This is a genomic window from Rosistilla oblonga, from assembly GCF_007751715.1.
GTDB lineage: Bacteria > Planctomycetota > Planctomycetia > Pirellulales > Pirellulaceae > Rosistilla > Rosistilla oblonga.
Map to the genome: position 1 here is coordinate 6,487,675 of NZ_CP036292.1, position 13,846 is coordinate 6,501,520.

Here is a 13,846-nt window from a genome sequence, read left to right on the forward strand (position 1 = left end):
TTGGGACTTGTATCCAATCAATAAGGCTTCCAAGCATATCGCCCGAGCTGGCTTTTGGCGAGTGTGCCGAGCCCGCGGGATCGCCTTTCGATTGATCGCCCTCGCGATCGGCTTGCTGCCATTGCTGATGATCGAATCGACGCTCTGGGTGCTCGATTTGCCGCGAGCCGAATCGAGGATCGAAGCGATCGGCGAAGCCAATGGCACGCGTCGCCTGTTCGTTCTCAATCGGGCGACCGGACGTTATGAGATCGCCCCGGATCGGTTGAATCTGTTCCGCCCCGATTCTTTTGTCGCTGAAAAGCCAGCCGACCTGAGACGCGTTTTTGTCTTGGGAGGTTCGACCGTCCAGGGCCGCCCCTATCAAATCGAAACGGCCTTTTCGACTTGGCTGGGGCTGGCGCTACAAACGTGTGATCCCCAGCATCGATGGGAAGTTGTCAATTGCGGCGGCGTTTCATATGCCAGCTATCGCGTGGCGGCGATCCTCGACGAAGTCCTCCAATATCAACCCGATGCGATCATCTTATACATCGGACACAATGAATTTCTGGAGCGTCAGTCGTTCGGCCAGCTGCAACGCTTGCCCGACTGGATAGTTCCGGCGCTAAGTGCGGTGGAGCGGATGAGGACGTTTCAATTGCTGCGCAGCCAGATCTTCGCCGACGCCGCGTTGGAACCGAGCACCCGCGAACTGCTGACTCACAACGTCGAAGCACTCTTGGACAACCAAGGCGGCCTGGCGGAATATCATCCCGATGCGCCGCCTCGTGGGGCGGTGGAAGAGGCGTTTGCCGATAACCTCGACGCGATGATCGCCTATTGCAGGCAGCGGAATGTGCCGGTCATCGTCTGCTGTCCGGCGAGGAACCTTGTCGATTGCCCGCCATTCAAATCGGAACCGCTGGTGCCGCTGGACGATTCCGATCAGCGAGCATTCGACGTGGCGATGGCGACAGCGACCGACGAACAGGCCGCGGCAGCCGATCGGATCGCGGCGCTTCGCACGGCGCAAGCGCTCGATCCCCAAAACCCAAGCGTCGCATATCGGCTGGGGCGACTGATGTTGCAGGCTGGGGAAATCGAGACGGCACGGCAGCAACTGACACTTGCCGCCGACAACGACAGTTGCCCGTTGCGGATTCGCAGTTCGATGCAGAGTCAGATCCGTGCGATCGCCGCGCAACGACAGGTGCCGCTGCTGGACGTCGATCGACTGATGCAATCGCACAGCCGCAACGGCTTGGTCGGGGCAAAGTGGATGGTCGACCATGTCCACCCGACCGTCCACGGCCATCAAATGATCGCCGATGCCCTATTGGAGATCCTCGTCGACCAGTGGCTCACAACAAGCGACGTCGATTGCCAAAGCAACCGCGAAGCGGCCTATGCCGATCACCTGCGATCGCTCGACGAAAGCTACTTCGTCCGCGGCCAACAACGACTGGAAGGACTCAAGCAATGGGCCGCCGGCCGAGCGAGATAGTGACGCACAGATTCCCAGGCCAATGCCTCAGTGGCGCAACCACGGCATCCGCCCAGCATCGCGGGCCGAAGGTCCAGCAATTTGCATAACCCAGCCTGCAGGGCTGGGTATCAGCCGACGGCGCCCGGTTTCATTTCACAACGGGCGAAGGGGCAACGCCCCGGGGGGAGGTGGTGACAATCCGTCGGGCCTACAGCCCAACCATGTCAATCATCGCCGCTAGAACCCAGGCCGATGGCCTGGGCTATGCAAATCGCTGCCCCTTCGGGACGCCTATTTTTGTTGCCGGGTGCTACGCAAACGGCACGTCCCGAAGGGGCGTGCCCGATCGGCTAGCTCTCCTCTTCGGTCGCTTCGCCCGACGATGCCGACTTTTTCTTCGCGCGCTCGGCGAGGCGGAGGGCTCGAGTCAGCAGGCGGTCGAAGGTGGCGGCAAACGCTTTTTTATCGGTCTCGCCGTAGGGAGCGGTTCGGCCGACGACCATCCCCGCACCGCGAAGGTCGTCCATAAAGTTACGCATCGACAACCGACTGGTGATCGTCTCGGGCGAATACTCTTCGCCGCGCGGGTCGATCACAAACAACCCTTTCTCGACTAAGTCACCCGCCAACGGCAGATCGGCTGTGATCGCCAGATCTCCTCGCTGGCCCTCCGCTGCGATGTAGCGATCCGCCTGATCCGCTCCCTCGCGAACCTGGATCGATCGAACCATCGACAAACTGGCGGGAACCTCCATCATCCGGTTGGCGACCAGAATCGTTTCGACATCCAATCGCTTGGCGGCGCGAAACACGATCTGCTTGACATCCATGGGAGCCGCATCGGCATCGATCCAAATCTTCACTTCGCTGAGCTCCTGAGCGTCGCCGCCTCGGACGGGGCACTTCAATTTTTCCAAGATTCCAACCGCAGCCAAAGAACCGACAACGGCAGTCGTGTAACATAGTTCCAGCTTACCCTCGTCTGCCCACCTTTGAAAATCCTGCCCCAAATGAATCGCATGCAACTCTCCTTCTCAAACCGCATTGTTGTCGCGGTCGCCTTGTTTCTCGTGGCTCCCGCCTGCGGTGCCGCTGAACCATCGATCCGCGAACTGAACCGCTTCGCCGCCGCCGAAGCCCATCAGGCCGTCGCCGTCGACGCGACTTCTTATTACGCGATCTCCAGCCGAGCGATCGGTCGCTATGAAAAGCAAACCAACAAACCGATCGCCAATTGGACAGCCCCCGCCGATTCGACGATCCAGCATCTGAACAGCGGCCTCGTCTACGACGGCCGTCTGTATTGTGCCCATTCCAACTGGCCCGCCTCGCCGCTGAAGAACACGCTTGAAATCTTTGACGCCGCGACGCTGAAACCTTTGGAGAGCAAGGCGTTTCCCGAAAGCGAAGGAGCGATCAACTGGATCGATCGCCAACACGACGCGTGGTGGATCGTGTTTGCGTTTTACGGCGAAGAGGCCAGCCGAACCCAGCTGGTTCGATACGACGACAACTGGAAACCGACAGGCCACTGGAGTTTCCCGGAACCGGTCGTTCAGCGATTCCTGCCCAACAGCAACTCCGGCGGCAGCTTTGGCCCCAACGGCAACCTGTACGTGACCGGGCACGATCGCGGCGAACTGTACGTCTTGGAGGTTCCTGAGGCCGACGGCGAATTGATCCATGTCAACACGCTGGCCGCGCCGATCGCGGGGCAGGGCATCGCTTGGGACCGCAGCGACGTCGGATCGCTGTACGGGATCGTCCGTCGCAACAAAGAAGTCGTTGCGATGCAGATGTCCAACACCGAAGAGTTCACGAAATTGAAGCGTCCGGTGGAGTGGGTTCGCAATAAAAACAATCCCGTGATACCGCCGCGGGGCGAAGGATTTGATGCCACGCGTTGCATGAACCCATGGGTCGTCCGCAGCGGCGACAACTATCGCGTCTTCTACGCCGGCAGGGACAAGTCGGGGACGCACACGCTCGGGATGGCGACGTCGGCAATTGGCGACCTCGCCGATTGGGAGCGAACAGGTCCGCTGTTCGGCTCCGGCGCCCCCGGTTCGTTCGACGCCAAGTGGTGCGTGCTGCCACATGCTGTCAAATTTGGCGACGCGCAGTGGCATCTGTATTACACCGGCAACGCCGGGCGTGGCGTGGGGCTGAGCTCCTTTCCAGGACTTGGCGTGGCGACCAGCAGCGATGGAATCAACTGGACGCGCAGCGATCGCCCGCCGGTTCTAGCTCCCAGCGGAGAATACGGCACTCCCGACGCGATCGGGATCGCTGGCGGATCGTTGATCGCGGTCGATCAGCCCGACGGGTCGAAGCAGTGGTGGTTCTATTACACCGGATGTCCAACGACCGGCAAGGCGCATGCGCTCAACCAGCAGAAGACGATCTGTCTGGCGGTTTCCGACGACGGCATCCATTGGGAAAAGCGTGGCGCCGTGATGGTACGCAACCCCGAACGCGACTACGAAAACATCGCCGTTGCTGGCCCCGTGGTGCTGCGGGATGACGACGGCCTGTACCGCATGTGGTATTCGGCGATCGGCACGCGATGGGGCTTCTATTCGATCGCGTACGCCGAATCGGACGATGGCATCCATTGGCGCCGTGGAGTTGAATCGGACGACAACCTGCAACTCACTCCCAACGGTTCGGGCTGGGAAAAACAGATGGTCGAATACCCAACCGTGATCCGCGAAGGAGACCATCTGCGGATGTTCTATTGCGGCAACGGCTACGGCACCACCGGAATCGGAACCGCTGTCTCGAAGTAGCCATCGAACCGTGCTGCAACATAGCCTCCGCCGCTTGAATTCAAGCGGTGAGAGGCCGGTCAACCCAGCCGATACGCCCGAATTATTCGGGCCAACCTTTGGTCAGGACGCGTTTCATCGCAGCCAGCGTTTCTTTGCTGACATGATGCTCGATCCCCTCGGTATCCGCGGCGGCCGTCTGCTCGCTGACTCCCAATCGACGCAGAAACGCCTCGACAATCTCGTGCCGCTTCCGCGATTGCGTCGCCAATCGCTTCCCCGTCGCCGTCAGTTCGATCGGCTGATACGGCTCGGTGTGGACCAACCCGTCCCGCTGCAAACGCCCGATCGTATTGTTGACCGTGGCGTGCGTGACAGCAAATTGATTGACTAAATCGACGGCGCGACAGACACCACGCTGAGCGATCGCGTCGGCGATCGCTTCGACATAGTCCTCCGCAACCTCGCTAGCGTGGTCGGATCGAGTGCGTTGATGCGTCTTGGAGGGCAAACCTGGATCCCTTAAAGGTGCGGATGCGGCGTCGGTTCCGCTGTCAGGCGGCAGAAATTCCCGGCTCGCGGGGGACCCTGGATTCTATCAATTTTGAATTTTCGACTGAACCCCCTTGATCTTGCCCCACCCGCCGCACTAGTTTAGCACCAACTAAGTTAGCCCGCACTAACTCGAGGCAGGTACAACGAAGAACCTGCCTCTTCTACTTGCATGCAAACTTAGCCTCCGCTAACTCTGCAAGTTCAACCAACCACAACCGAAGGGTCACTTCATGCGAGTCGAACGATTTCTCAGTCGCGCAAATTTTCAAACCGCCCACCACAAAAGGTCTCGCCGACGAGGGTTTACGCTAGTCGAACTGCTTGTTGTGATCGCGATTATCGGGCTGTTAGTCGGCCTGTTATTGCCAGCCGTTCAGGCGGCTCGCGAGACGGCGCGGCGGATGTCGTGCAGCAATCAACTGAAACAAATTGGACTGGCGACGCACAACTACCACTCCACCTTCGGACGGTTCCCATCGGGCTACGTCTCTTATCCGACAAGGAACGGTTCGGCACCCGCTTCGGTTCTGATCGATCCGCTGACCTGGGACGCCGGTCCCGGTTGGGGTTGGTCGACGGGGTTGCTGCCGTTTGTCGAAGCAAACACGCTGCTCGACAACATGCGAATCGATCAACCGATCTGGTCGGCGGCAAACCGGCAAGCGATCGCAACCACACTGCCATTGTTCTTGTGCCCCAGCGCCACCGGCGGCGACGAACCGTTTGATGTTCAAGACGCCTCGGGCAATCCATTGGCCATCGGCGGCGGGACGGTTCGCGTCGGACGCAGCCACTACGTCGCCAGCCACGGTCAAGAGAGTTGTTGGGGCGAATGTGGTTCGGCGGCGACGGGAGAGATCTTTACCAACATCTATACGTCGACGACAACGATCGTGGCGATCGATGGCGATGCGGGGCGAGTCGCCGACGGACCGTTCTATCGGAACTCCAAAACGCGTTTCCGCGACGTGACCGATGGGACCACCAACACGATCTTTTTTGGTGAGCACAGTTCCGCGCTGAGCGACAAAACGTGGGTGGGCGTCGTGCCGGGTGCCTACACGCATCCACAGTTCTCTTCGCCCGAAAACGGTCCCGACGCCGCGGCGACGCTGACGCTGGTACACGCCGGGCCATCGGGAGGCGAGCTAGACATCACGGGCAGTCCGATCATTCACCCCGTCAACTTCCCCACCTATCACGTCGGTCAAATGTATTCTCAACATCCCGGCGGCGGGATGGTTTGCATGGGAGATGGAAGCGTTCGCTTTATCAGCGAATACGTCGATCTGTTCCTGTGGGCGGAACTGTCGAGTATGAACGAAGGGGAAGTCATCGCTGGGGAGTCGCTGTGATGGGAACTACGAACTCCAAAATGTCGCTGCCGCGGTTCGGCGTGGCAATCGTTGCGGTTGCGATCATCACTGCAGGGCTGTGGTGGTGGATGCGGCCGCCGGCACCGCTCAGCGAAAACGGATACGACCTGACGATCGCTCTCTATCGCGTTTGCAACCAACGCAGCGACGAGGGGCTGCAGCGGATCGAGCAACTGTTGGCCGAGAGCCGATCGACGGGCCAAGCGAGCGATCCATCGCATGGGATCGTCGCGGCGATCGTTGCTCAAGCGAAAGCCGGAGACTGGGAATCGGCAGCCCGAGCATCGCGTCGGGCGTTGGAAGACCAAGTCAAACGCTGAGCGCCGGGCGGTGCTGCCGTCATGTTCGGCGCGATCGCTGCGATCGGTGCAGTCTCATCGCCGCGATCGGCCGATCGGATCGGTTGCTCATAATTCGAACCTTCCCAGTCGGCTGGCGGCAGATTTGTGATCTACGTTTACTAGGCGTGCCCGATCCATCGATGCGATCGCATGCGGCTTCAAACCCTTCTAAAAATTGCACGTTGAACACGCCCGGCGATGGGCTGACAGCGGGTGATGAACGCGCATCTATCCTCGGCGCGATGAAGCCTCCACTCACAACTCAAGACGCTGGTAAGCCGACGAATGAATCTACGGATTGTCAAAAGCGAAGCTGAATTCATGCAGCTGCAGGAAGCCTGGGACGCGTTGGACCCCGCACCGATGCAGAGCTTCGCGTGGAACTTCGCATGGTGGCAAAGCTTCAGCCGCTACAACGCGCTGCGGATCTATTGCTACGAAGATCAAGGGACCGTTGTCGGAATCGCACCCTTCTATTTTGACCGTCGCCTTGGCCAACGCGCTTTGAAGTTCCTCGGCAGCGGGATCACATGCAGCGATTACGCGCAATTGATCGTCGCCGACGAACACCGCCAAGATTTCCTTTCCGAGATCGCCGAAGACGTCCGCCAGTCGCGGTTCATCCGGATGGTCGAACTCGACGGCGTCCTAGCCGATCCCTCCCAAAACCCCGACCTCAAGATCGTCGACCAATTGGGAACTCCCTTCTGGCGATACGACCGCGACGTCGATTCGTCTTGGATTCTGGAGCTGCCCGATTCTTGGGACCAATTCCTCAAGCAATCGGCTTCCAATTTGCGCCGCAAGGTTCGCAAAGCTGCCCGCCGGATCGACGGCGGCGAGGTGCAGATCCGTTCGACCCGCGACGACCTGCCGGTCGAATCGGCATTTGCGACGCTGGTCCGTCTGCATCTGGAACGAACCGATGCCAAGGGGCTGCAGTCGGCGTTTTGCGATCCCGAATACGTCCGCTTCCTGCACGCCGCCGCGGCCGATTTGATCCCTCAGGGGAAAGCTGAAATCCTGACTGCGGAGCATCAAGGCAAACCGATCGCCGTCAACTTCAACTTGCAGGGCCCACGCGGTCCCCAGTTGTATCAGTCCGGCGCGTCGCGCGATGCAATGGAACTGGAACCCGGATATTTGCTGTTCACTCACGTCATCCGGCGGACGATCGATGAAGGGATCGCGGAGTTCGACTTCCTCCGCGGCGACGAACCGTACAAAAAGTTCTGGGGTGCTCGCCCTGTCCCTTTAGCGACGGTTCGGTGCGTTTCGAAGAGCTTGTTCACGACTGCCGGGCATAAGTTGGCCCTCGGCGCCCGTCGACTGAAAAACGATCTGCGCAGCTTCCAATGGCGTGGGCTGGGAGTGGCTCGATGATCCAAAAGCTGTCGACGTCACTGCTAGAATCAACGGCTTCAAAGCCAAAAATCGGGCAAAAACACTACCGCGTGGCCGAAGTCGATCTGCCGCAACTCGACTTCCACGGCCGAATCGTTCGCGACCTCGAAGAGCTCGAATCGATCGCCGATCGCTGGCAGCGATTGATGGAAACCGCGATCCAACCCAATCTATTCTTCGATCCCGATTTTCTGATCCCCGCGCTACGGCACCTGAACGATCGCGATGCGGCGGTGCTGGTGATCGAAGCCCCGCGGCGGATGCATCCCGAAGGGGATCCGGTCCTGTGCGGGCTGATGCCGTTGGTCGCGAAACGAATTTACGGCCTGCCATTGTCCGGCCGCGAAATCTGGAAACACGATCAGTGCTTCGATTGCACTCCGCTGTTACGCCGCGATTGCGCCGCCGAAGCCTGGCGGTTTGCGCTCGAATATTTGGCGACCGAGCAGGGCGTGCAATTGCTGAGCATGAATACGGTCAGCGGGCAGGAGCAATTTGCGAATCTGATCACCGATCATTTCTACGCCGCGTCGACGACAGTCTTCCACCGCGACGCATTCACGCGAGCCTGCTTCCAGCCGGCCCCCGATGCGGAAACCTATCTGAATGCTCAAGTCTCCAAGAGCACGCGAAAGGGAACGCAGCGATTGAGTCGTAAGCTGGCCCAGCAAGGCGAACTGACAACGCGTTGCGCCGATCAAGACGACCACGCGACGTGGATCGAAGAGTACATCGCGTTGGAAGCGGCGGGATGGAAGGGACGCCAAGGGACCGCGTTTGACAGCAGCGATGGATCTCGTGAATTCTTTCGCGAGATGGCAACGCGGATGCTGGAGAAGAACAAGATGCAGATCCTCAAGGTTTCGCTCGACGATCGCCCGATCAGCATGATGTGCGATCTAGTGACATCCGAACGCGGGGCGCATTTCAAAACCACCTTCGACGAAACGCTACACGAATATTCGCCCGGCTTGATCGCCGAACTCGAGAACATCCCGATCATGCACGACCGTGGACTGGAGATCGTCGATTCGTGCGCCGATCCGGACCACTCGATGATCAACCGCGTCTGGCCCGACCGGATCCGATTTCAAAGTCTCGTCGTGGCATTGGGCGGCAAGCTGTCGCAACTCGCCGTGGCCAGCCTACCGATGCTCCAGCTGGTTCGTCACTCATTTAAGAAGAAGGGAAAATAAGATGCTACAACCACTCCCCACCGCGCTCAGCCAAGACCATCTGTGCGACCTGGACCAGCAGAAGTTCATCGACGATTTCAATCGCCGTCCGTTTAAGATCGGACATCAATTGAGCGATCATCCGTTGTTCGCATTGGAATCGTTGATCGCACTGTCGAAAGACCTGCCGGCCGACCGCGTCGAATACAACGCTGGCAACCTGCCGGTATCACAAGACCCGACATCGACGCCACAAAACGGGCTGTCGGTGGAAGAGACGATCCAACGCATCCAGCAGTGCCAATCTTGGTTGGTGTTGAAAAATGTCGAACTGAACAATCAGTATGGCGATCTGTTGGATCAATGCCTGGACCAAGTCAAGCCGCTGGCGGCGTTGGTCTCCGAAGGGATGACGCACAAGCAGGGCTTCATCTTCATTTCGTCTCCCGGTTCGGTGACGCCATTCCATATCGATCCGGAGAATAACTTCCTTCTGCAGATCCGCGGCACGAAGAAGGTCTGGATGTTCGGACAGAACGATCGCGAAGTCCTCCCCGAAACGCAGGTCGAAGACTTCTTCTCCGGCGCTCACCGGAACATGCAGTTCGAAGAACGATTCCGCGAGCGTGGCGAGCAGTTCGATCTGTCGCCCGGCGAAGGTTTGCACTTCCCCGTCGTGGCGCCGCACTACGTCGAAAATGGCCCCGAGGTCTCGGTCTCGTTCAGCATCACCTTCCAGACCCAAGACTCCTCGGATCGGCAAACCCTTCATCGCTTCAACCGCCACCTGCGACGGATCGGTTTGACTCCGTCGAACGTCGGCGAGCGTCCCGGTCGCGACAACGCAAAATTGGCGATGTTGCGGACGCTGCGGAAGGTGAAGAACATCGTGCGACAGCCCGCCGACGCGTAGCCGTTACCCAGGCCTTCTGCCTGGGCTATGCAAATTGCTGGACCTTCGGCCCGCGATGGGAGCCGAAATCCCATTCGCAGGCCTGGAGCCTGGGTTACAAAAACTTGCTGGGCCGTTCAGCCCGCCAACACGCGTTAGGCCGCTTTGGCGGTGGCGACTTCTTGCGTCACGCCGGCGACCAGGCGAATCGTTCGGTTGGCGAACGACGCGGTTTGGGCATCGTGAGTGACCATCACGATTGTGCGGCCATCGTTGTGGAACTCGGTCAGATATTCCATCACTTGCACGCGGGTCTCGGCATCAAGGTTTCCCGTCGGTTCGTCGGCCAAGATGATCTGAGGATCGTTGGCCAACGTCCGCGCCAGTGCGACGCGTTGTTGTTGCCCTTGACTCATCTCCGACGGTCGGTGATCGCTGCGGTCGGCGAGACCGACGCGGTCCAACAGCTCCAACGCGTGCTCTCGCTGCTGTTGAGCGCTCAGACCCGACAGCATCAGCGGGATCTGCACGTTTTCACATGCGGAGAGCCAATGGATCAGATTGAACGACTGGAATACGAAGCCGATCTTTTCGCGCCGCAGCTCCGCTCGGCTCTCGATCGAAAGATCGTACAGCGACTGGCCATCGAGCATGATCTGGCCGGTCGTGGGAGCCAACATGCCTCCCAACACCGACAGCAACGTCGTCTTTCCGCTGCCGCTGGGACCAACGATCGCGATGAAGTCGTTGTCGGCGATTTCGAGATTGGAGTCGTCCAGAGCGGTCACGATTTGACCGCGACGCTGGTACGTATGAGTGACCGATTGCAAGCGATACATGACAGTCTTTCCTAGGAATTGAGTGAATTGATTTGTAGTGAGGGTTCGCGATCGCGCGCGAATCAGGCGTCGTTGAACACCAGGCAGGGATCGACTCCCGCGGCGCGGCGAGCTGGCAGCAGGCTGGCCAACACGGCGACGACCGTGGCGGTGGCCATCCCAACCCCAAGCAGGCTGGGCATCGGTTGGACGTGAACGCCCAACAATTGAGGTCCCAGGATCGCGGCCAGGATCGTTCCGGCAGCGAACCCGCCGACACCGCCGGCCAAGCCCAACAGCGTCGCTTTGCCCAAGAACATTTTGGTGACGAAGCCGCGCGAGGCCCCCAGGGCCATCAACGTGCCGATCTCTTTGCGGCGTTCGGTCACGTTGGCGTACATCACGCTAGCGATGCTCGCTCCGCCGACCAACAACAGGATCGAAAAGAAGACCCACGACAATCGCGACATCAGACCGTTGACGGCGATCTGAGTTTCGACCACTTGGGCGATCGTGATCACTCGCGTGTCGGGCAGCTCCGCCGAAAGGTTGCCGATCAATCCGCCGGCTGCTTCTTCGCAGCAGGCCATGATCTCGATCACGTTCACAACCGGGCCCGCTTCGGAGAGATCTTGCACGCTGTGCAGGTGAGCGAAGACGCGGCCGTCATCGATCGTTCCGGTCGAGGGCAAGATCGTCAACACTTCAAATTCTTCTCCCAGCAACGGCAGCTTGTCGCCGACATTGGCTCCCAATTGCGTGGCGATATCGCGTCCCAAGATCACATCGCGATCGCCCAGTTCGTCGATCGTGCGATTGGTCGCCAAGGAATCGGGATCGCTACCGCCAGCCGAAGGAACCGAAGCTGTGGGAGCACAGCAACCGGCGTCGGTGCCGACGGCATTGGTCAGCATTCCCAGCCCCTGCCAAGCCGATTTAGCTTGGAATTCGCTTCGCGGCAAGATTCCGGTCAGCGTCACCGGAATCGAATCGACCTCCGCGGCGACGCACAGTTTGGGAGCCAGATTTTCGACGCCCGCCATCCGGGCCAAAGCCAACCGCGTGACATACTCTTCGGGCATCGTGTGGCCATGCATGTCGGCCGAATAATAATCTTGCAAGCTAACGTTCGGTGGCAGCACCAGCACGTTGGCTCCCAACGATTCCATGTCGCCAGCGATCTTCCGTTCCGAGAAAACTGTGATGTTCTGGATCGCGACGAGCGCCGTCACGCCAAGCGTTACCGCTAACAGGCTGGTCAACATCGGGGTCGGCCGCTGCCACAGTTCTTTCCAAATCATGGACTTCAGTTGCATGGATTCCGTTCCTTGAGAGTGCGTTACGTTTTTCGTATTTCGTGGGAGATGTTTTTCCACGCCGGGGAGCCGCTCGTATCCGCCAAACGCAATCGGTTTGGCGGATCATCGGGCGAGGAGGCCGCGGCGTTTCCTGCGACGCAGATTCTAGTGCTGCGTCAACACTAGAATTCAGGGTAGTGGACGAGGTCACGAGTCCTTTCGCGCCAGAGATTATGGGGACTCGTGACCTCGTCCACTACCATCAGTCCTCAAATCAAAGTTTGACAAACCACTAGCGGCGAGCGGGTTGGGAAGCGCCAGCCGATTTGTGATGCTTGCAATTTTCGTCGTCACAGCATTTGCCCGCCGCAGCCAGCTTTTGAGCCAACGTGCTGTGGGTGACGCTGCCGTTGTAGATCCCGATCATCACGCCCGGAGGCGCCATGAAAGCGACGACCGAGGTGGGTTGATCGGTGCGAACCTTCAATTGCTTCAGAAACTTCGCTTCGCCCGGATCGTTGGCTTCCACGGTGACGATGGTCGAGCGATCCTGGTAGAGCGAGTCGGCCACGAATTGGCGAACTCCCATCGGAATCGCTGCCCCCGCCGTTGGCTGAGCACACAGCAGGACGATCTTTTTGTCCTGCAACGCTTTGAGGCACTTCGCTTGTCCGGGCGAGACGATCGCCGATGTCAATTGGTTCCCGGTGACGCGTTGCGGGAAGACGCTGCAGACGGCGCCGTTGGGAGCCAACACGGCGACCGCTGGCATCGGCAAACGCGTGGCATCAAATCGTTTCACGAGATCGCGTTCGGCGACATCCGTGATCTGCACGGGCAGGATCGCCGCATCGCGTCGCTCGGCAAAGGTCGATTGCAATACGCCGTGCATGCTTTGCGTGGCAGCATCGTTGTTGCGATAGAACAGGATGTAGGCGAACTGTTGATTATTGGCGACGGTGTCGAGCATCTGCTCGACAGGGCTGGCCCCACGAGCGGTTGAACTCTGGACAAGGCAAGTGGCGATCAGAGTCAACGTCAGTGCGAACTTGGTGACATTCCGTGTCATGGTTTGCATCCTTTGATAGCTGCCGAGGTGTCGATCCGATCAGAACCCGCTCGGCAATCGGGGTCTGGCCAAAATAGTGTGCTGAGAACCGACGTTCGCGATCCTCAAGTGGCTACTCTCTACTCTCAGTGATCGTGTTCGTCGTGGTTTTCTCCATCGTGATCGTGATGGATCGTCCCGCGATACGATTTGCCATTGATGCTCAACACCAATCGCGGCTCGGCTCCCTCTTCGTCTAGGTCTGCCGCTAGTTCTTTATCGGCTGAAACGAACCGCGAGGATTGGCCTTCTGGATCGTTCTCGTCGGGGGAGGCTGCTAGCAGAAACTGTTCAGGCGTTCCATCGTGAGTGGCATTGATCGCGATCTCCGTCGCCGCGATCGGCACCTGCGCTGTGGCTGCCGAATCGAGCACATAAATCGTGACCGTCCCCGCAGCGTCGTCGTGAACCAGTTCAGCGTGGTATTCCTCGTTGCCCAATTCGATCAACGAACCGTGATGCGGGCCCTCGGTGGGATGAGCATGGGCGGCCTCTCCTTGATGTGCGTCGGCCGCCTCGGAATTGGCGGTGGGTGCGGGTTTGCAGCCGGTCAGGCTGATGGCAAGGCATGTGAAGCCGATGGCGAACGTGGTAGTCAGTTTCTTCATAGTGTGCTCCAGTGAATACGCTATTTTTCAGTTGG

Annotated in this window: 13 protein-coding genes; 7 read left to right on the top strand and 6 right to left on the bottom strand. The window is 59.3% G+C overall.

The features are described 5' to 3' along the window. The first annotated feature begins 7 nt into the window (after positions 1-7). Entirely contained in the window at positions 8-1,486 is a 1,479-nt protein-coding gene (locus CA51_RS22870) for an SGNH/GDSL hydrolase family protein (protein WP_145123459.1), read from the top strand. Between the two features lie 332 nt (positions 1,487-1,818). Here CA51_RS22870 and CA51_RS22875 read toward each other — a convergent pair whose 3' ends face one another. Beyond that, entirely contained in the window at positions 1,819-2,331 is a 513-nt protein-coding gene (locus tag CA51_RS22875; protein WP_145123460.1) for a YaiI/YqxD family protein, read from the bottom strand. 147 nt (positions 2,332-2,478) lie between these two features. On the opposite strand from CA51_RS22875, the gene CA51_RS22880 reads away from it, so the two are divergent. Further along, the gene (locus CA51_RS22880; protein WP_145123461.1) at positions 2,479-4,257 is read left to right on the top strand and encodes a glycoside hydrolase family protein; all 1,779 of its coding nucleotides are present in this window, start codon (positions 2,479-2,481) and stop codon (positions 4,255-4,257) included. A gap of 82 nt (positions 4,258-4,339) precedes the next feature. Here the strand turns inward: CA51_RS22880 and mntR are convergent, their stop codons facing one another. Continuing rightward, positions 4,340-4,801, bottom strand: coding sequence for a manganese-binding transcriptional regulator MntR (gene mntR / locus CA51_RS22885; protein ID WP_145123462.1), 462 nt, complete (start codon positions 4,799-4,801; stop codon positions 4,340-4,342). A gap of 220 nt (positions 4,802-5,021) precedes the next feature. On the opposite strand from mntR, the gene CA51_RS22890 reads away from it, so the two are divergent. The 5 genes from CA51_RS22890 to CA51_RS22910 all read left to right on the top strand — a co-directional run bounded on the left by CA51_RS22890 (position 5,022) and on the right by CA51_RS22910 (position 10,000). Next, positions 5,022-6,146 (top strand): DUF1559 domain-containing protein, encoded by a 1,125-nt coding sequence (locus tag CA51_RS22890; RefSeq protein ID WP_145123463.1) that lies wholly within the window; start codon positions 5,022-5,024, stop codon positions 6,144-6,146. Next, positions 6,146-6,487 carry a hypothetical protein gene (locus CA51_RS22895; protein WP_231745845.1) on the top strand — a complete coding sequence of 114 codons (342 nt, stop codon included), beginning with the start codon at positions 6,146-6,148 and terminating at the stop codon, positions 6,485-6,487. The genes CA51_RS22890 and CA51_RS22895 overlap by 1 nt, the downstream gene beginning before the upstream one ends. Positions 6,488-6,793: 306 nt before the next feature. Then, the gene (locus CA51_RS22900) at positions 6,794-7,891 is read left to right on the top strand and encodes a GNAT family N-acetyltransferase (RefSeq protein WP_145123464.1); all 1,098 of its coding nucleotides are present in this window, start codon (positions 6,794-6,796) and stop codon (positions 7,889-7,891) included. Further along, on the top strand, positions 7,888-9,108 hold the full coding sequence (locus tag CA51_RS22905) for a GNAT family N-acetyltransferase (protein WP_197451413.1): 1,221 nt from the start codon (positions 7,888-7,890) through the stop codon (positions 9,106-9,108). Before CA51_RS22900 ends, CA51_RS22905 begins: the two co-directional genes overlap by 4 nt. Before the next feature lies 1 nt (position 9,109). Further along, positions 9,110-10,000: a cupin-like domain-containing protein gene (locus tag CA51_RS22910; RefSeq protein ID WP_145123466.1), complete on the top strand. Its 891-nt coding sequence runs from the start codon at positions 9,110-9,112 to the stop codon at positions 9,998-10,000. Between the two features lie 134 nt (positions 10,001-10,134). Here CA51_RS22910 and CA51_RS22915 read toward each other — a convergent pair whose 3' ends face one another. From CA51_RS22915 to CA51_RS22930, 4 genes are all read right to left on the bottom strand, one after another. Further along, entirely contained in the window at positions 10,135-10,818 is a 684-nt protein-coding gene (locus CA51_RS22915; protein WP_145123467.1) for an ABC transporter ATP-binding protein, read from the bottom strand. A 62-nt stretch (positions 10,819-10,880) separates the two neighbouring features. Continuing rightward, positions 10,881-12,113, bottom strand: coding sequence for an ABC transporter permease (locus CA51_RS22920; RefSeq protein WP_145123468.1), 1,233 nt, complete (start codon positions 12,111-12,113; stop codon positions 10,881-10,883). Positions 12,114-12,387: 274 nt separating this feature from the next. Next, complete coding sequence (locus CA51_RS22925) at positions 12,388-13,164, bottom strand: hypothetical protein (protein WP_145123469.1); 777 nt, start codon at positions 13,162-13,164, stop codon at positions 12,388-12,390. Positions 13,165-13,289: 125 nt separating this feature from the next. Next, positions 13,290-13,811: a hypothetical protein gene (locus tag CA51_RS22930; protein ID WP_231745846.1), complete on the bottom strand. Its 522-nt coding sequence runs from the start codon at positions 13,809-13,811 to the stop codon at positions 13,290-13,292. Between the last annotated feature and the right edge of the window lie 35 nt (positions 13,812-13,846).